This is a genomic window from Paracoccus lutimaris, from assembly GCF_003337565.1.
Lineage (GTDB): Bacteria > Pseudomonadota > Alphaproteobacteria > Rhodobacterales > Rhodobacteraceae > Paracoccus > Paracoccus lutimaris.
On the sequence record NZ_QPJL01000020.1, the window covers coordinates 21,877 to 38,965 of the forward strand.

The following is a 17,089-nucleotide window of genomic DNA, read 5'->3' on the forward strand; positions in this document are numbered from 1 at the left end:
GCCCCTATGCCTTGATCAGCGTCACGGTGGCGATCGAGGCGATGCCTTCCTCGCGCCCGGTAAAGCCCAGCCGTTCCGATGTGGTGGCCTTGACGCTGACGCGGTCCTGCTCGATGCCGATGATCTCTGACAACTGCCGCGCCATCGCGCCGGCATGCGGGCCGACCTTGGGGCGCTCGCAGATCAACGTCACATCCGCGTTCGAGATGCGAAAGCCCATCTGCCGGGCAAGACCGGCGGCATGGCGCAGGAAGATATGGCTTTCCGCCCCCTTCCATTGCGGGTCCGAGGGCGGGAAATGCCGGCCGATATCGCCCTGCGCCAGCGCGCCATAGATCGCGTCGGTCAGCGCGTGCATGCCGACATCGGCGTCAGAATGGCCCAGAAGCGCCTTGTCATGGGGAATTTTCACCCCGCACAGCCAGACATGATCGCCGGCCGTAAAGGCGTGGACGTCGTAACCATTGCCAAGGCGGATATCCATCATGCCCCCCAGAATACGTTCGGCGCGCGCGAAATCGGGCGCGTAGGTCAGTTTCAGATTGTCCTCGTCGCCCGGGGTCACGGTGACGGGCAGGCTGGCGCGGATCGCCAGTTCCACGTCATCGGCGGCGCCCTCGGGATGGGCGCGATGGGCGGCAAGGATGGCGTCCAGCGCGAAACCCTGCGGGGTCTGGGCGCGCATCAGCCCCTCGCGGCTGGCGCTGCCGGTGACGCGGCCATCCTCGGCGCGCCAGAGCGCATCGGTTATGGGCAGGGCGGGGGCCGCAGCCGGGGCGCCACCCTCCAGCGCCGCGACCACGCCCGCGATGACCTCGGCCGAGATCAGCGGCCGGGCGCCGTCATGGATCAGCACATGGGTGACACCGCTGCCCTCAAGGCTTTCCAGCGCCGCACGCACGCTGTCGCTGCGGCTGGCACCGCCGGCGACCAGCATGACCGAGGCGGGCAGTTCCGCGCGGCCCTGCGCCATGTCCTCGGGGGCCAGTGTCACGACGATGCGGGGAAAGGCGGCAAAGGCTGCGATCGAGCGCGCCAGCACGCTTTCCCCCGTCAGCACGCGCCATTGCTTGGGCGGGCCGTCGCCCGCGCGCGTGCCGCGCCCGGCGGCCGTGATGATGGCGGCATATGTTGCGGGTATCGTCATGGCCGCCAGCTTTAGGCGAGGCCCCCGCTGGACGCAATTGCCGGACGCGATGGCGAGGCCCGTTTGCGGGGGGTATGGCCCATCTTGGCGGCGAAAATCCCCCTCAAGCCATGGCCCATTGCGGTGCTTCTGCGTATAAGGGGGGCGATTGCCCGCCAAGGGCCATATTGCCTGCCCGCCAAGGATGCCGACATGACCGATCCCGCCATCACCGATCTTTCCAAGGATGCCGCCGCGCGCGCCGCCACGCTGCTTGTCGAACCGGGCATGCGGCTGGGGCTGGGGACCGGCTCGACCGCCGCGATCTTTGTGCGCCGCCTCGCGCAGCGTGTCCAGGACGAGGGCTTTGCGCTGCGCTGTGCCGCAACGTCCAAGGCGACGACGGAACTGGCGACCTCGCTGGGGCTGAAGGTCGAGGAACTGGACGATATCGGCTGGCTCGACCTGACCATCGACGGCGCGGACGAGTTGGACCCCGACCTGAACCTGATCAAGGGCGGCGGCGCGGCGCATCTGCGTGAAAAGATCGTCGCCACCGCCTCGGACCGGATGGTGGTCATTGCCGATCAGGGCAAGGTCGTGGAGCAGCTCGGCCAGTTCCACCTGCCGGTCGAGGTGATCCCCTTTGGCTGGCAGGCGACGCGGACCCTGGTCACGCGGGCGCTGGACCGGCTGGACCTGACCCAGCGCCCGGTCCTGCAGCGCATGCGCGACGGAAAACCGCTGCTGACCGATGAGGGGAATTTCATCCTTGATCTGGCGCTTGAGGCCATTCCCGACGCCTATGAGCTGGCGGATGAGCTGTCTTCCATCGCCGGGGTGGTTGAACACGGGCTTTTCCTGAATATCTGCCAGCTTGCGATCATCGGCCGCCCCGACGGCTCGGTCGTGGAATTGCGGCGCGAGGATATGGAATGACCTTCGACTACGATCTTTTCGTCATCGGCGGCGGCTCGGGCGGCGTGCGCGCGGCGCGGATCGCGGCCAGCGAATACGGCGCCCGCGTCGGTCTGGCAGAAGAGGACCGCATGGGCGGCACCTGCGTCATTCGCGGCTGCGTGCCCAAGAAGCTGATGATCTTTGCCTCGCAGGCGGGCGCCATGGCGGCGGAATCGCGCGGCTATGGCTGGGCCGAGGCCAGCGCCGGCAGCTTTGACTGGCCGGCGTTCCACGGCAAGCTTGCGCGCGAGCTGGACCGGCTGGAGGGCGCCTATAGCGGCGGGCTGATGGGGGCGGGGGTGCAGATCCACCACCAGCGCGCCCGCATCCGCGATGCCCATACGGTAGAACTGGCCGACGGCACCCGGCTCAGCGCCAAGCATATCCTGATCGCCGCCGGCGGCCGCCCGCAGCGCCCCGGCATTCCCGGCGAGGAACTGGGGATGATCTCGGACGATCTGTTCACCATGGAAAAACTGCCCGCCAGCGTGCTGGTGGTCGGCGGCAGCTTCATCGCCTGCGAATTCGCCACCATCCTGAACGGGCTGGGGGTCAGGACCACGCTGGCCTATCGCGGCGATGCGGTCCTGCGCGGTTTCGACGGCGAGATGCGCCGCCACGCCACCGAGCAGTTGCGCATCGTCGGCGTCGATCTGCGCCTTGGCGTCAGCCCGACCCGGCTGGACCGCGACGAGGCCGGCATCCGCGCCAGTTTCGACGATGGCAGCAGCGCGGTCTATGAGGCGGTGATGTTCGCGACCGGCCGCGCGCCCTATACGGCCGGGCTGGGGCTGGAAGAGGCCGGCGTCAAGCTGGGCCGCAAGGGCGAGATTATCGTCGATGAATGGTCGCAGAGCTCGGTCCCCTCGATCTATGCGGTGGGCGACGTGACCGACCGCGTGAACCTGACCCCGGTCGCGATCCGCGAAGGCCACAGCTTTGCCGATACGGTCTTTGGCGCCAAGCCCCGCAAGGTCGATCACAGCCTGTTCGGCGCCGCCGTCTATCTGCGCCCGCATGAGCTGGCGACCATCGGCCTGACCGAGGAACAGGCCGAGACCCGCGCCACACCCTCGGACGTCTATGTCGCCAGCTTCCGGCCGATGCGGTCGCTGTTTGGCGGCTCCGAGGCGCGGGCGGTGATGAAACTGATCGTGGATGCGGAAACCGACAAGGTGCTGGGCTGCCACATCTTTGGCCCCGAGGCCGGCGAGATGATCCAGCTTGTCGCCATCCCCATGGGCATGGGCGCGACCAAGGCGCAGTTCGACGCGGCCATCGCCGTCCACCCGACCTTGGCCGAAGAGCTTGTGACCATGCGCAAGCCAAACCGGCGGATTGGCGGCACTCTTTCTGACAAAACACGCGCATCGGCTTGATTTTCTGGCCGATGCCACCAGTTTCAGACAAAGAACGACACAAGTACGAGGCAAGAGATTAATGGCGGGACAAGGCCCTTGGGGCGGCGGAGATGACGGCAAAGGCGGCAAGCAGCCGCCGCAAGGGGGCGGTCAGCGCCCCTGGGGCAATGCCGGCGGCGACAAGGGCGGCGATGACGATCAGCCGCAGGGGCCGCGTCGTGGCGACCAGATGCCCGAGATCGAGGAACTGGTCCGCAAGGGTCAGGACCGGCTGCGCGTCCTGATGGGCGGCAAGCCCTCGGGTGGGGGCGGCAACCGTCCGGGCGGCCCGCGCGGGCCGATCCGGCCGCAGTTCCACATGGGGCGCGGCGCCTGGGGCCTTGTGGCCATCGGCGCGGCGGTCGTGTGGTCCTTCATGTCCTTCTATACCGTGGACGAGGGCGAGCGTTCGGTCGAACTGATGTTCGGGCGCCCCTATGCCATCGGGACGCCGGGTCTGAACTTTGCGCCCTGGCCGGTGGTGACCAAGGAAATCGTGCTGGCCACGGGCGAGCGCGTGACCGAGGTCGGTCTGGGGCAGGCCGGTCCGATGGATAGCGGGCTGATGCTGACCCGCGACCAGAACATCGTCGACATGGGCTATCAGGTGGTCTGGAATGTCTCGGACCCCGAACAGTTCCTGTTCAACCTTGCCGACCCGCCGGGCACGATTCGGGCCGTCGCCGAATCCGCCATGCGCGACATCGTGGCGCGCTCGGAAATGGCGCCGATCCTGAACCGCGACCGCGAAACCATCCGCGCCGAGCTGCAGGAAAACGTCCAGCAGACGCTGGATCTCTATGAGGCCGGGATCAACGTGGTCCGCGTCAACCTTGACCGCGCCGACCCGCCGCGCGAGGTGATCGACAGCTTCCGCGAGGTGCAGGCCGCCCAGCAGGAGCGCGACCGCCTTGAAAAAGAGGCCGACGCCTATGCCAACCGGGTGCTTGCGAGCGCCCGCGGTGAGGCCGCGGCCCTGATCGAACGCGCCGAGGCCTACCGCGCCGAAGCCGTCAACACCGCCGAGGGCGAGGCCGCACGCTTCAACTCGGTCTATGACGAATATGTCAAGGCACCCGAGGTCACACGCCGCCGGATGTATCTGGAAACCATGGAAAAAGTCCTGGGCAACGTGAACAAGGTCATCCTTGATGGCGAAGGCGGGCAGGGCGTCGTGCCCTATCTGCCGCTTGACCAGCTGAAGAATACAGGAACCGGCGGCACCACGGCCCGCGGCACGGCCACCGGGGGGACGAATTGATGAAACGCTTTCTTTCGACGCTGGCACTGCCGGCTCTGGTCGTGATCGGCGTGCTGGTCGCAAGCTCGGTCTATATCGTCGATGTGCGCGAACGCGCGCTGGTCCTGCGCTTTCGCGAAGTGGTGACGGTGCGCGAAAATCCCGGTCTGGGGATCAAGGTGCCCCTGCTGGATTCGGTGGTGAAATACGACGCCCGCATCCTGGGCCTGCCCACCAGCCCGATGGAGGTCACGCCGCTGGATGACCGCCGGCTGGTCGTCGACGCCTTTGCCCGCTGGCAGGTGGTCGATGCGCAGCGCGTCTATCAGGCGACGCAAGGCTTGGGCCTGCCGCGCGTGCAGGAACGGCTGGATTCGATCATCAACAGCGCCATCCGTCAGGTGCTGGGTTCGGTCCCCTCGACCACGGTGCTGTCGGATGACCGCACGCCCCTGATGAACCGCATCCGCGATCTGGCCCGGACCGAGGCCGAGGATCTGGGCGTGCGCGTCATTGACGTGCGCCTGACCCGCACCGATCTGCCCGAGCAGAACCTGAACGCCACCTATGCCCGGATGCGGGCCGAGCGCGAACGCGAGGCCGCTGACGAGGTCGCCCGTGGTGGCGAGGCCGCTCAGCGTGTCCGCGCCGCCGCCGACCGGACCGTGGTCGAACTGACCTCGGAAGCGCGCAAGAAGGCCGAGATCGTGCGCGGTGAGGCCGACGGCCGCCGCAACGCCATCTATGCCGATGCTTTTGGCCGCGATCCCGAGTTCTTTGCCTTCACCCGCTCGATGGTCTCCTATGAGCGCGCGCTGAAGGGCGAGAACAGCTCGCTGGTGATCCAGCCCGAGGGCGAATTCTTCGACTATCTGCGCAATGACGGCGCCGACAAGGCCAATCCCGTGCCGGTGCCGCGTCCGGCTGCGGCTGTCTCGGAAGCCCCCGCCGAGGCCGAGGCCGCGACGGACGAAGCCGTGGCCCCGACCGAAACCAACCGCGAGGGCGAACCTTTGGGCGCGGCTGCCGGGGTCACGCTGACGCCGATGCCGGAATCTCTGGCAAGCCCGCCGCAGGAAGAGCCGGTGGCGGTGCCCGCGAACTGAGTGGGCATCCAGATCCGACAGGACGAATGGGCCGGGCGCGACATCGCCCGGCCCTTTTCCTTTGCGGGATAGGGTAACGGATCAGCCGGGTGTGCCGGTCTCGTCATCGCTGACCTCGCGCTGCCATTCGCGCCAGATCGAGACCAGCAGCGCCATCAGCACCGGCCCGACGAACAGCCCGACGATGCCCATGGTCTTGACCCCGCCGATCAGCCCGAAAAAGGTCGGCAGGAACGGCAGCTTGACCGGCCCGCCGACCAGAACCGGGCGGATGGTCTTGTCGACGATGAAGAGCTCGCAGGTGCCCCACATGAACAAAAGCGCGCCAGCGAGCGGCGTGCCACTGGCCACCAGATAGGCCGAAACCAGCGTGAAGCACAAAGGCGCGCCGCCGGGGATCAGCGCCATGAAACCGGTGATGACGCCGAAGGTGACCGGCGAGGGCACGCCCGCGATCCAGTAGGCGGTGCCCAGAATGACGCCCTCGCCAATGGCGATCAGGGTCATGCCGGTCACGGTCGAGCTGATGGTGGCGGGGACGACCCGCGACAGCCGGCTCCAGCGGTCGGGCAGGATGTGGCGGCCGACAAGGTCGATCTGCGCGGCGATCCGGTCGCCGTCGCGGTAAAAGACGAACAGCGTGATCAGCATGAACAGCATGTTCAGCGCCATGTGAAAGGCCAGCGAACTGGCGGTCAGCGCGCCGCGATAGATGGCGACGATGTTCGAGCCGCTGACCAGCTGCACGATCTCGCTGATGCCGCCGGGGCGGCCGATATAGGTATTCCAGTTCTTGTCGAACCAATGCCCGACATGGGGCAGGCCGGCCAGCCAGTCCGGCGTCGGCGCGCCGGCATTGTTGACCAGGATCGCCCAGTTGAACCAGGCGCTGAGTTCGCGAAAGGCATAGATCAGCGCCATGGTGATCGGGATGACCAGAAAGCAGATCAGCACCAGCACCAATGCCGCCGCAGCCCCGGTCCGTCCCAGCCCGAGTTGGAAGGCGGCGCGGTCGCGCAGGGGCCAGCTGGCCAGCGCGATGACCGAGGCCGCCAAAACCGGCACCAGAAAGCCGTGAAAGAAATAGATCGAGGCCGCGACGATGGCCAGCAGCAGCCAGCGCGCCGCCGAGATATTGGTCACCAGAGGCTGGCGATGGACGCGCAATCCGGTCTGTCGCGCTCCGCCCTGACCGGCAGGCGTCTCCGCCCGCGGTGCCGCACCCGTGGCTTGGGGCATGTCGCGCGTGTTCATTCTTGTGTCCGGCCCTGTCTTTGGCCCTGTCGCGGGCCTTGACTCACGAGATAACAGATCGGCCCCGGCTGCAAGCGCGAAAGCCGTTCGGGTTGTCACAGATCGGCGCGTGACAAGCCGGTTTCGCGCCGTTAGCCTGCCGCCCACCAAGGGGAGTCCCGACAAGGGGCTGAGAAACCGCTGGCAGATGCAGCGCGGTGACCCTTTGAACCTGATCCGGATCATGCCGGCGAAGGGATGGGGTGGAACTGCCTGTCTTTTTGCCGGTCTCACCGCGAGACCATGGACGCCCCGGTCTTGCCCCTTGTCACCAGGAGCCGTGATGACCGAAAGCCTTGCCACAACCTTCAGCGAAACCCTGCGCCACGAATGCGCCCAAGACTGGCAGGCGGCCACCGGCCACCGCTTTGTCGCCGAGCTTTGCGCCGGCACCGTGTCCGACAGGGAGATGGCGGCCTATCTGGTGCAGGATCATCGGTTTCTGGACGCCTTTCTGATGCTGCTTGGCGCGGCCATCGCCTCGGCCGACCGCTTTGAGGCGCGGCTGCGTCTGGGCCGCTTTGCCGGCATGATCTCGGGCGACGAGAATGACTATTTCGAGCGCGCTTTCGCCGCGCTTGGCGTCTCGGCCGGGGCGCGAGCCAGGATCGCCGACACTGCCCCCACGGCGGGGTTCAAGGCGCTGATGCGCGAGGCGGCGGCGACGCGCGCCTATCCCGCCGCGCTGGCGGTGCTGACCGTGGCCGAGGGGTTGTATCTGGACTGGGCCGAGCGGGCGCCGCGGCCCTTGCCGGAAAACTTCGTTCACGCCGAATGGATCACGCTTCACGACAACCCGTTCTTTCGCGATTTCGTGGCCTTCCTGCGTTCCGAACTGGACCGGGTCGGGCCCTCGGCCGAGGCGCAGGCCCGGGATTTCTTTGCGCGCGCCGTGGTGCTGGAACGCGACTTTTTCGACGCGGCCTATGCGCCCGAGCCGGTTCCGGGCTGATCGGTCACCATCTCGACCTCAAGCGGTTCGCGGGGCGGCCCGCTTTCGCGGAAATCCAGGATGATGCGCAGCAGGGATTGCGGCACGATGGCCTCGGTGCTGTGGCGAAGCTCGTCGAGGCGCCACCAGCGGAATTCGCGCAGGATGCGGGCCTCGGCCGCGTCCTGCATGCGGGGGGTGAAACGGCTGACGGGCACGACGAAATAATCCTCGGACTGGCGCCAGCGCCGGCCGTAAAGCGTCATCTCGTGGCAGCGCTTCCACAGCAGCGGGCCGATCTGCGCGCCCTCAAGCGCCAGTTCCTCGGTCAGTTCGCGTTCCAGCGCCCGGGGCGCGGTCTCATCCGCCTGCAGCCCGCCGCCGGGACAGATCCAGAAGCTGCCATTCTGGACCTCGACGCGCATCAGCAGCACCTCGTTCGCGGGTGTCAGCAGGATGGCGCGCGCGGCCTGTCTTTCGGTGATCCGCATGGCCCCTCAGCCCGTCGCCGGGGGCTGCACGGCGCGGATGCCGCGCCCGGCATGGTCGGGATGCGGCATGGTCTCTTGCGCGGCGATACGGTCCAGCGCCGCGATCAGCGCGGGCGGCATTTCGGCGGCGCGGCCGGCAGCGGTATCGACATGCACAAGCATATGCTCGCCGGTCGCGACCTCTGTTCCATCCTCGCGCAGGATGCGGTGATGCAGGCGGATGCGCTTGGCGTCATGGCCCAGAAGCCGGGTTTCGGCGGTCAGCAGCTCACCCAGCTTCACCTCGGACAGGTGGCGGATATGGGTCTCGACCGAATAGGCCGAGCGGTGCTGAGCGCGATAATCCGACCCCATGCCGATATGGGTCAGAACGGCGTCGGTGGCGTCGCCCATCATTTGCAGATAGCGGAATTCGGTCATGTGGCCGTTATAGTCCAGCCAGCCGCCCGGCACTCGCGCCTGATGCAGCCGCAGCGGATAGCCGGGTTGGGGCGGCGGGCGGCGGGCATAAAGGGCGTTCTCTTGCGCGAGGACGGCGCGTCCGGCGCCGTGATCGCTTGCCTTCAGGGCCTGCAAGAGACCGACGAGGATCTCGTCGCGCATCCGTGCCGGCATGCCGCGGACCGTATCGGGAGCCACCTCGCGCAGGGTCGCGAAAATGCCGGTCAGCGTCCAGGCCAGGCCAGGCCCGCCGCGCAGGATCCGGTCGATCTGCGCGGTTGTCGCGACGCCGTCATGGACCAGCGCCAGGGCTTCGCGCCACAGCGCCTGCGTCAGGCGGCCGCCGATATCGATCTCGCGGGCGATCTGCACCGTCTCCATACCGGTCGCCGCCAGCAGCGCCGAGAGCCGGTCCGCCGCCGCGCCGCCGCCGATGATTTCGGCCGCTGGCAACAGATAGACCGGGTCGGTGCCGTGCAAAAGCAACACACGCTCGGGGTGGCGGGCGGTTCGGCGCAGCTCGGCCAGCGGGGCGGCGGGGGCGGATGCGGCGATGATCGCGCTGTCCGGCGCGTCGGCCTCGATCCGGGAGAGCAATGCGGCATCCAGCGGCAGGCTGACCTGGATATGCGCGGCGCCGGCCACGGCCCCAGCCAGACTGCCGGCCGGGATGATCCGGCCCGGTTCGGGCAGGGGCGCCTGAAACAGCCGCTGCCAGGCGTGGCCGGCCTGCGCCAGAATTGCGCCGGGCAGCGAAGGGTCCGCAGGGGCGGGATCATGCAGCACGACATCATGGCCCGAAAGGACGAAACGCGCGATCCAGCCGCTGCCGGTGGCGTTTCCGCCGATTGCCGCGATCTTCATGCCCGCCTCCGTGCTGCTGCGCGCCGCTGATATGCAGGGCAACCCTACTTCGGCGGGGTCCCGCTTGTCATGCGCGCTGTCGGATGGGGCGGTTCCGGTCTGGACATTCGCGGCAAGTCACGATCAGTTCATTCGGTGCGAGCGTGGTTTATTTGCAACGGGGTCGAAATTCCCCTTGAACATGATCACATTGTCGGGGCCCGGAGCGGCGTCCCGGCATGTAAGGAGATTTCCAGATGTATAAAAATTCCCCCCGCCACCTCCTGACCGCGTCGGGCCTTGCCTTGTTGCTGTCCCTGTCGCCGGCGCTGGCGCAAGAGGCCGCGACGCCCGGCGCCGAGGCGGCGCAGGCGGCGGCCAATGACAACCAGCCGCTGACCGCGCCCGAAAGCACGGCCCGCAAGCAGCAGGTCATGCCGGAAAGCTTTGCCGACCTGGTCGAGATGGTCAGCCCGGCGGTCGTCAATATCACCACTACGGCAACCGTGTCCTCGCCGCTGGCGCGCGGTCCGCAATTCCCCGAAGGCAGCCCGTTCAGCGACCTGTTCCGCGAATTCGGCTTTCCGGGCATGCCGGACGGCGGCAATCCCTTTGGCGGCCCGCAGGGCGAGCAGCGCTCGAACGCACTGGGATCGGGCTTCGTCATCTCGGCCGACGGGCTGATCGTCACCAATAATCACGTCATCGACGGCGCCGACGAGATCGAGATCGAATTCTTTTCGGGCAAGACGCTGCCGGCAAAGGTGATCGGCAAGGACGAAAAGACCGATATCGCCGTGCTCAAGGTCGAAAGCCCCGAGGCACTGCCCTTCGTCAAGTTCGGCGACAGCGACGATGGCCGGGTCGGCGACTGGGTTCTGGCGCTGGGGAACCCGCTGGGGCAGGGCTTCTCGGCCTCGACCGGGATCATCTCGGCGCGCAACCGGGCGCTGTCGGGGACCTATGACGATTTCATCCAGACCGATGCGGCGATCAACCGCGGCAACTCGGGCGGGCCGCTGTTCAACATGGATGGCGAGGTGATCGGCGTGAACACCGCGATCCTGTCGCCCAATGGCGGCTCGATCGGGATCGGCTTCTCGATGGCCTCGAACGTGGTCAGCAAGGTGGTCGAACAGCTTGAGGAATTCGGCGAGACCCGCCGCGGCTGGCTGGGCGTCAAGATCCAGCCGGTGACCTCGGATATCGCCGATTCCCTGGGCCTGGCCGAGGCCAAGGGCGCGATGGTCACCGACGTTCCCGCCGGGCCTGCCGCCGATGCCGGCATGAAGGCGGGTGACGTCATCACCAGCTTTGCCGGCGGCGAGGTCGAGGACCCGCGCGAGCTGGTGCGCCGCGTCGCCGATGCCCCGGTGGGCGAGGCCGTGGACGTGACCGTGCAGCGCGACGGCGAGCCGGTCGAACTGAAGGTGACGCTGGGCCGGCGCGAGCTGGCCGAGGGCAGCGGCAGCGGTTCGGTGGACAGTGCCACGGAAAGCGCCAGCGACCTGATGGGCATGACCGTGGCGCCCCTGACGCCCGAGATCGCGGCCGAGCTGGGCGTGTCGCGCGACATGACCGGGCTGGTGGTGCAATCGGTCGACCCGAGCGGCGCTGCAGCCGAAAAGGGCCTGTCGGCAGGCGATGTCATCACCGAGGCGGGCCAGCAGCCGGTCGCCTCGCTGGGCGATCTGCAGGCGCGCATCAAGGAGGCCCGCGATGCCGGGCGCAAATCGCTGCTGGTGATGGTGCGCCGCGCCGGCGAGCCGCGCTTTGTCGCACTGCCGGTCGAATAAGGCCCGCGCATGAAAAAGGGCCGGGAAATCCCGGCCCGATCGAACGGGGCGCCTTGGGGCGCCCCTTTTTTCTGGCTTACTGCTGGGGCGCGGCCGGAGCCGCGGCGGCGGGCGCAGCCGTTTGCGGCGCGGCGGTATGCGCCTCGGGATTGGCGGCGGCGGCGGCCTTGTTGGCCTCTACCAGCGCGGTCATGCCGGCGGTAAAGCCCGACAGCGACAGCGGCAGCTTGACCATGTCTTCCTTTTTCGAGCCGAAGGGCAGCACCGTGACCGTCGCGGCGCTGCCGCGCTTGAGCGGGTCCAGCTCGGCCGAGGCCAGGCCGATGCGCGAGATGCAGCCGACGCGGGCGCACAGCATGAAGGGGTAGCGCGCCTCTTTGGCGGCATCGACCTGCAGGCCCAGACCGGCCGACAGGTCGGTTTCCAGGGGCGCGACGAAGGTGATGACGGCTTCGACATTGTTGCCGGTCATCGGGATCACCGAGGCCTCGGCCACGGGCGAATTGTCCTTGTCCTTGAGCAGCTGATACAGCTCGCAGGGATCGGCGCCGGTTTCGGTCTTCATGCAGCGCAGCGTCCAGGCGCCATGGGTTTCCTTGGCATAGGGCTGGCCGACCTGCGGCGCGGCGGGGGCAGCCGGAGCCGTGGCGGCCGGGGCTGCGGGGGCGGTTGCGGCGGGCGCCTCTGCCGCCGGCTGGGCCGGGGTCTCGGTGGCGGTCTGCGCAGATGCAATTCCTGCGCTGCCCACCAGGGTGAAGAGGGCGGCGATGAATGCCGTGGACGTCCGTTTGGCCATGGTTCTCTTCTTCCTTTGGTCCATGTTTCGCAACCGCTCCTAGCATGCCGATCCGGCAATGTCAGGGCAGATCGCTGCGCTTGCGTGTCACCTTTGCGTTCCTCTGCCGACGCCGCCGGTCTGCCATGTCGGCAGGCAGGCCCTGACCCGCAGCGGTTGTTCCGGGCCGGCGCAAAAGGGAAATGCAAGGATGCGGGCGGTGGAAAAGCGAGGGACCCGAGGCGTAAGACAGCCGCCCCGGATCCCCAGCTTTCCTTCCCTGCCGGACTGGCCGGTCATCATTGCGACGCAAGCTAGGCCGCGCGCTGCAATGCGTCAACTATACTAATCGATATGTTGCCATATGTCTGGATTGTCATTTCCAAATGGCAAGATAATGCCGGAATACGAAAAAAGCCGCGCCCGAAGGCGCGGCAGTCCAACAGGGAGGAAGTCGGACCGGCCAAGGGGGGCAAGGCCCGACAGGTTAAGACTGGCACAAATGCGTTACGGTTGTATTGTCCTTTTGTTCTAGCCGCGCGTTTTTTTGCCGATCCGAGGGGAAACTATGACTGAAATCGTCGATCTGAATGCCGGGACGGTCTTTGTGGGCGGCGGAGGCGAGGGCTATGCCAGCCCGCAGTCGCTGCTTTTGAAATATGCCAACCGTCACGGACTGATCGCGGGCGCCACCGGGACCGGCAAGACGGTGACTTTGCAGACCTTGGCCGAATCATTTTCGCGCGCCGGAGTGCCGGTCTTCATGGCCGATGTTAAGGGCGACCTGGCCGGGATCGCCAAGCCGGGCGATCCGAATGGCAAGTTGCACGAGCCCTTTCAGAAGCGCGCGTTGCAGATCGGGGTCGAACTGCAATACGAGGGTTTCCCCGTCACCTTCTGGGATATCTGGGGCGAGCGGGGCCACCCGGTCCGCACCACCCCCTCCGAGATGGGGCCGCTGCTGCTGTCGCGGCTGATGGGGCTGAGCGATGTCCAGGAAGGGGTGCTGAACATCGCCTTCCGCGTCGCCGATGAGCAGGGGCTGGCGCTTCTGGATATGAAGGACCTGCAATCCATGCTGGTCTGGATCGGCGAGAATGCCAAGGATCTGAGCCTGAAATACGGCAATGTCTCGACGGCCTCGGTGGGGGCGATCCAGCGCGCGCTGATGGTTCTGGAAAACGAGGGTGGCGACCGGCTGTTCGGGGAACCCGCGCTGGAGTTGTCAGATATCATGCGGCTGGATGCCTCGGGCAAGGGGATGGTGAACATCCTGTCTGCCGAAAAGCTGATGAACGCGCCGCGGCTTTACGCGACCTTCCTGCTGTGGCTGATGTCGGAACTGTTCGAGCAGCTGCCCGAGGTGGGCGACCCTGACAAGCCGCGCATCGCCTTTTTCTTTGACGAGGCGCATCTGCTGTTTGACGATGCGCCGCCGGCACTGATCGACAAGATCGAGCAGGTCGCGCGGCTGATCCGCTCGAAAGGCGTCAGCCTGTGGTTCATCAGCCAGAACCCCGCTGATCTGCCCGATGCGGTGCTGGGCCAGCTGGGCAACCGCGTCCAGCACGCGTTGCGCGCCTTTACCGCCAAGGACCAGAAGGCGTTGCGCATGGCGGCGCAGAACTATCGCCCGAACCCCGCCTTTGACACCGCCGAGGCCATTCAGGCGGTCGGCACCGGCGAGGCGGTGACCTCGCTCTTGGAAGCCAAGGGCGTGCCGGGAATCGTGCAGCGCACGCTGGTGCGACCACCCTCGGCGCAGCTGGGGCCGATTGCGGATGCCGAGCGCGCGGCGATGAATGCCGCCTCGGCCATGGCGCTGAAATATGGCAAGACGCTGGACCGCGAATCCGCCGCCGAGATCCTGGCCAAGCGCGCCGAGACGGCGGCGCAGGAAAGCGCCAAGGCCGGGGCCAAGGGCGGCGACGAGGATCTGTGGTCGATGGACCGCGAATACAGCCGCGCCCGGCGCTATGATCCCGGCATCCAGATCCCCGATGCGCCAAAGCCGCGCAGCAGTTCCGCGCGCAGTTCCTCGACCGATTCGATTGTCGAGGCCTTTGGCAAGAGCTTCGCGCGCCAGCTGGGCACGAAAAGCGGGCAGGCGCTGGTGCGCGGGGTCCTGGGTTCGCTTTTCAGGGGCAAGTAGGGGCGCGCATGCGCGCGCTCAGCGGGCAATCCTTCCGCCGCCCAGCGGCAAGACCGCGCGTGGCGCGATCTCGGCTGTCTCAGCCAGGATGGCGATCAGCAACATGATGTGACGATGCAGGTCATACTCGGCGCGGTTCTCGCGCCGAGCCTGGTCGTGGCGCGCCTCTTCCGCATGCAGCCGCGCCAGCGCCGCCTCGGGGCGGGGCAGGCTTTCGCATTTCAGCACGCGGCGCAGGTCGCGCTCGCGGCGCCAGCCGGACTGGCCGGCCCGCGCGGCCTGCACCAGCAGACGCGGACGGCTGAGCCGGGGCTGGCCGGCGCGGGGTTCAAAGGCAATCACGCTGCTCATCATGGTCATGGTCGTTCCTCCGGGTCTGATCTGTGTTGCTCGAAGTATGTTCAACCATGACGTGTGTTGCGCGATCGCCCTTAGCTGCGTGCGGAATGGCAAGAAATATTTAGTAATTCTTAGCAAATATTGCCGCATCTCGGATTTGATCCTGCAACCGGCCGCAGGATGAAAAACAACCCATGGGCGAGCTTCTGCCGGTTCGCCTTCAGGAAGCGAAGGAATGATCATGACAGCTTTGACGGGAGATTTCGCCTTGGACGCCTCGATTGCCGGACTGCCATCCGGCATCGGCGTCCCGGCTTGCAATCGGCCCGCAATCGATATCGGGACGCCCGTTTGTGCGCCAGAGGACGACGGCGATCTGAAACTATACCTGCGCCATGTCGAGCGGGGCGAATCGATCCGGTCGCTGGCGCGCGAGGCGGGCTGTCACGCCTCGACCATCCTGCGCCGTATCCGCCGCTTTGAGGCGCGCCGCGACGATCCGCTGGTCGATCGCGCCGTCGAGCGCGCCTCCGAGGCAGAGGCGGCGGACAAGCCGCAGGCCGGGCCGGGCCGGATCGGCATGCGCCAGATCGGCCGGGTTCTGCGTCGCCTGGCCGAGCCGGGCGCGCAGATGGTCGTGGCCGATGGGATGGAGAAAGCGATCATCGTGCGCGACGACATCCGCACCGCCATTCTTGACCGCGAACTGGCCGAGCATATGGCGATGCGGGCCTGGGTGCAGCAGATCGGGCAGGGGCGCGTCAGCCGCTATGCGATCTCGGCACAGGGGCGCGAGGCGCTGCGGGCGCTGCTGTCGGCCCGGCGCGGCAATGCGATCCCGCGCGGCGAGGATTTCGTCCTTGCCGATCCGGTCCCCGAGGTCGAGGGCTGCGCCGAGGCGGCCGCGGAATTCGCCCATGCCGACCGCCATCGCCATTGGGAAGAGCGCGAGATCACCGATCCCGAGGACGGCCGCCGCCGCCGCACCCGGGTCAATATCGCCGAAAGCCCGCTTCTGATGCTGGCTCGGCGCCGGGAATCGGACGGGCGGCCCTTCCTTGCCCCGGAACTGGTCGCGGCGGGCGAGCGGCTGCGCGAGGATTTCGAACTGGCGCAGATGGGCGCGCGCGTCACCCAGAACTGGGACCGCTTCCTGACCGCCGGGATCGACGTGTCGCGCAATGCCAACAGCCATGGCGGCGGCTCGGAAGGGGCGCGCAACCGCGTCGCGGCGGCGCTGCGCGAGCTGGGGCCGGGCATGGGCGACATGTGCCTGCGCGTCTGCTGCTTTCTGGAGGGGATCGAGATGACCGAGCGCCGCTTGGGCTGGTCGGCGCGCTCGGGCAAGATCGTGCTGCGGCTGGCGCTGATGCGGCTGGAACGCCATTACCGCGAAACCTATGGTACCGGATCGCCACTGATCGGTTGAGACCCGCCCCGCCTGGGACGGGCCGAATGAAAAGGGGCGCCCGGGTGGCGCCCTTTCGCATGTCTGTCAGCTGCGGCTCAGGCCGCCGCCTTGACCGGATTGGCGCGCAGCCAGTCCAGAACCGATTCCGGCGAGCTGGCGCCATAGGGATCCTCGGGGCAGTCGTCCATGCGGCCCGGCTCTTCCAGCCAGGTCTCGACCACGCCATTGTTGACGATGGCGGCATAGCGCCAGCTGCGGGCGCCAAAGCCCAGATTGTCCTTGCGCACCAGCATGCCGACCTTCCGGGTGAACGCGCCCGAGCCATCGGGGATGACGCGGACATGGTTCAGGTTCTGCGCCTTGGCCCATTGGTTCATGACGAAGCTGTCATTCACCGACATGCAATAGATCGCGTCGATCCCCAGATCGGCCATCTCGCCCGCGGCATTCTCGAACCCCGGCAGCTGATAGGTCGAGCAGGTCGGCGTGAAGGCGCCCGGCAGCGAGAACAGCACCACGCGCTTGCCCTTGAAGTAATCCTCGGTGGTGACCGCCTGCCAGCGATAGGGGTTCGGGCCGCCCACGGATTCGTCGCGAATGCGGGTCTGGAAGGTCACCTGGGGAAGCTGATCGCCTTGTTTCATCGTCTTTGTCCTTTTCAATCTGCGCTCCTCCCTGATGGCCGATGCTGCGCTGCGGCATCGGCTGCGACAGATGCACCCATCGCGGGCCGTTGATCAAGCCCGGAAAAGACCTTAAGTTTGGCTCAAACCAGCAAAGGATAC

At 67.1% G+C, this 17,089-nt stretch carries 14 protein-coding genes, 1 pseudogene and 1 riboswitch; of the genes and pseudogenes, 8 read left to right on the forward strand and 7 right to left on the reverse strand.

Annotated features, from left to right (window positions below):
- Positions 1-4: 4 nt before the first annotated feature.
- Positions 5-1,147, reverse strand: coding sequence for a bifunctional 2-C-methyl-D-erythritol 4-phosphate cytidylyltransferase/2-C-methyl-D-erythritol 2,4-cyclodiphosphate synthase (locus DFP89_RS15230; protein WP_114350248.1), 1,143 nt, complete (start codon positions 1,145-1,147; stop codon positions 5-7).
- Positions 1,148-1,339: 192 nt separating this feature from the next.
- Between DFP89_RS15230 and rpiA the strand changes: the two genes are divergently transcribed.
- The 4 genes from rpiA (at position 1,340) to hflC (ending at position 5,832) form a co-directional block, all read left to right on the forward strand.
- The gene (gene rpiA / locus DFP89_RS15235; protein WP_114350249.1) at positions 1,340-2,065 is read left to right on the forward strand and encodes a ribose-5-phosphate isomerase RpiA; all 726 of its coding nucleotides are present in this window, start codon (positions 1,340-1,342) and stop codon (positions 2,063-2,065) included.
- Positions 2,062-3,465, forward strand: a complete 1,404-nt coding sequence (gene gorA / locus DFP89_RS15240; RefSeq protein ID WP_114350250.1) for a glutathione-disulfide reductase — start codon at positions 2,062-2,064, stop codon at positions 3,463-3,465. The genes rpiA and gorA overlap by 4 nt, the downstream gene beginning before the upstream one ends.
- Positions 3,466-3,526: 61 nt before the next feature.
- Positions 3,527-4,747, forward strand: coding sequence for an FtsH protease activity modulator HflK (gene hflK / locus DFP89_RS15245; RefSeq protein ID WP_114350251.1), 1,221 nt, complete (start codon positions 3,527-3,529; stop codon positions 4,745-4,747).
- The gene (hflC, locus tag DFP89_RS15250; RefSeq protein ID WP_114350252.1) at positions 4,747-5,832 is read left to right on the forward strand and encodes a protease modulator HflC; all 1,086 of its coding nucleotides are present in this window, start codon (positions 4,747-4,749) and stop codon (positions 5,830-5,832) included. The genes hflK and hflC overlap by 1 nt, the downstream gene beginning before the upstream one ends.
- A 65-nt stretch (positions 5,833-5,897) precedes the next feature.
- On the opposite strand, the pseudogene DFP89_RS15255 reads toward hflC, so the two are convergent.
- Positions 5,898-7,086 (reverse strand): annotated as a pseudogene (locus tag DFP89_RS15255) (AI-2E family transporter); the annotation flags it as partial.
- 139 nt (positions 7,087-7,225) lie between these two features.
- Positions 7,226-7,341, forward strand: a riboswitch (TPP riboswitch).
- A 67-nt stretch (positions 7,342-7,408) separates the two neighbouring features.
- Between DFP89_RS15255 and DFP89_RS15260 the strand changes: the two are divergent.
- The gene (locus DFP89_RS15260; RefSeq protein ID WP_114350254.1) at positions 7,409-8,077 is read left to right on the forward strand and encodes a TenA family protein; all 669 of its coding nucleotides are present in this window, start codon (positions 7,409-7,411) and stop codon (positions 8,075-8,077) included.
- On the opposite strand, the gene DFP89_RS15265 is transcribed toward DFP89_RS15260, so the two are convergent.
- Together DFP89_RS15265 and DFP89_RS15270 are read right to left on the reverse strand one after the other, a co-directional pair.
- Positions 8,050-8,547, reverse strand: coding sequence for an NUDIX domain-containing protein (locus DFP89_RS15265; protein ID WP_114350255.1), 498 nt, complete (start codon positions 8,545-8,547; stop codon positions 8,050-8,052). The genes DFP89_RS15260 and DFP89_RS15265 overlap by 28 nt on opposite strands.
- 6 nt (positions 8,548-8,553) lie before the next feature.
- Positions 8,554-9,852 carry a thioesterase family protein gene (locus DFP89_RS15270; RefSeq protein ID WP_114350256.1) on the reverse strand — a complete coding sequence of 433 codons (1,299 nt, stop codon included), beginning with the start codon at positions 9,850-9,852 and terminating at the stop codon, positions 8,554-8,556.
- 236 nt (positions 9,853-10,088) lie between these two features.
- On the opposite strand from DFP89_RS15270, the gene DFP89_RS15275 reads away from it, so the two are divergent.
- Positions 10,089-11,627, forward strand: coding sequence for a DegQ family serine endoprotease (locus tag DFP89_RS15275; RefSeq protein ID WP_114350257.1), 1,539 nt, complete (start codon positions 10,089-10,091; stop codon positions 11,625-11,627).
- Positions 11,628-11,703: 76 nt separating this feature from the next.
- On the opposite strand, the gene DFP89_RS15280 is transcribed toward DFP89_RS15275, so the two are convergent.
- On the reverse strand, positions 11,704-12,423 hold the full coding sequence (locus DFP89_RS15280) for an invasion associated locus B family protein (RefSeq protein WP_245948794.1): 720 nt from the start codon (positions 12,421-12,423) through the stop codon (positions 11,704-11,706).
- A gap of 547 nt (positions 12,424-12,970) precedes the next feature.
- Between DFP89_RS15280 and DFP89_RS15285 the strand changes: the two genes are divergently transcribed.
- Positions 12,971-14,554 carry a helicase HerA-like domain-containing protein gene (locus DFP89_RS15285; RefSeq protein WP_114350259.1) on the forward strand — a complete coding sequence of 528 codons (1,584 nt, stop codon included), beginning with the start codon at positions 12,971-12,973 and terminating at the stop codon, positions 14,552-14,554.
- Between the two features lie 18 nt (positions 14,555-14,572).
- Here the strand turns inward: DFP89_RS15285 and DFP89_RS15290 are convergent, their stop codons facing one another.
- Positions 14,573-14,914: a DUF6477 family protein gene (locus DFP89_RS15290; protein WP_114350260.1), complete on the reverse strand. Its 342-nt coding sequence runs from the start codon at positions 14,912-14,914 to the stop codon at positions 14,573-14,575.
- Positions 14,915-15,128: 214 nt separating this feature from the next.
- Between DFP89_RS15290 and DFP89_RS15295 the strand changes: the two genes are divergently transcribed.
- Entirely contained in the window at positions 15,129-16,322 is a 1,194-nt protein-coding gene (locus DFP89_RS15295; protein ID WP_114350261.1) for a DUF6456 domain-containing protein, read from the forward strand.
- Positions 16,323-16,399: 77 nt separating this feature from the next.
- On the opposite strand, the gene DFP89_RS15300 is transcribed toward DFP89_RS15295, so the two are convergent.
- The gene (locus DFP89_RS15300; protein WP_114350262.1) at positions 16,400-16,948 is read right to left on the reverse strand and encodes a peroxiredoxin; all 549 of its coding nucleotides are present in this window, start codon (positions 16,946-16,948) and stop codon (positions 16,400-16,402) included.
- Between the last annotated feature and the right edge of the window lie 141 nt (positions 16,949-17,089).

What these genes read in the sequence shown, in the direction of transcription:
- DFP89_RS15270 (WP_114350256.1), bottom strand. Translation starts at nt 9,852, where the DNA reads ATGAAGATCGCGGCAATCGGCGGAAACGCCACCGGCAGCGGCTGGATC.
- gorA (WP_114350250.1), top strand. Translation starts at nt 2,062, where the DNA reads ATGACCTTCGACTACGATCTTTTCGTCATCGGCGGCGGCTCGGGCGGC.
- rpiA (WP_114350249.1), top strand. Translation starts at nt 1,340, where the DNA reads ATGACCGATCCCGCCATCACCGATCTTTCCAAGGATGCCGCCGCGCGC.
- DFP89_RS15265 (WP_114350255.1), bottom strand. Translation starts at nt 8,547, where the DNA reads ATGCGGATCACCGAAAGACAGGCCGCGCGCGCCATCCTGCTGACACCC.
- DFP89_RS15285 (WP_114350259.1), top strand. Translation starts at nt 12,971, where the DNA reads ATGACTGAAATCGTCGATCTGAATGCCGGGACGGTCTTTGTGGGCGGC.
- hflK (WP_114350251.1), top strand. Translation starts at nt 3,527, where the DNA reads ATGGCGGGACAAGGCCCTTGGGGCGGCGGAGATGACGGCAAAGGCGGC.
- DFP89_RS15290 (WP_114350260.1), bottom strand. Translation starts at nt 14,914, where the DNA reads ATGACCATGATGAGCAGCGTGATTGCCTTTGAACCCCGCGCCGGCCAG.
- DFP89_RS15260 (WP_114350254.1), top strand. Translation starts at nt 7,409, where the DNA reads ATGACCGAAAGCCTTGCCACAACCTTCAGCGAAACCCTGCGCCACGAA.
- DFP89_RS15295 (WP_114350261.1), top strand. Translation starts at nt 15,129, where the DNA reads ATGATCATGACAGCTTTGACGGGAGATTTCGCCTTGGACGCCTCGATT.
- DFP89_RS15230 (WP_114350248.1), bottom strand. Translation starts at nt 1,147, where the DNA reads ATGACGATACCCGCAACATATGCCGCCATCATCACGGCCGCCGGGCGC.
- DFP89_RS15275 (WP_114350257.1), top strand. Translation starts at nt 10,089, where the DNA reads ATGTATAAAAATTCCCCCCGCCACCTCCTGACCGCGTCGGGCCTTGCC.
- DFP89_RS15280 (WP_245948794.1), bottom strand. Translation starts at nt 12,423, where the DNA reads ATGGCCAAACGGACGTCCACGGCATTCATCGCCGCCCTCTTCACCCTG.
- DFP89_RS15300 (WP_114350262.1), bottom strand. Translation starts at nt 16,948, where the DNA reads ATGAAACAAGGCGATCAGCTTCCCCAGGTGACCTTCCAGACCCGCATT.
- hflC (WP_114350252.1), top strand. Translation starts at nt 4,747, where the DNA reads ATGAAACGCTTTCTTTCGACGCTGGCACTGCCGGCTCTGGTCGTGATC.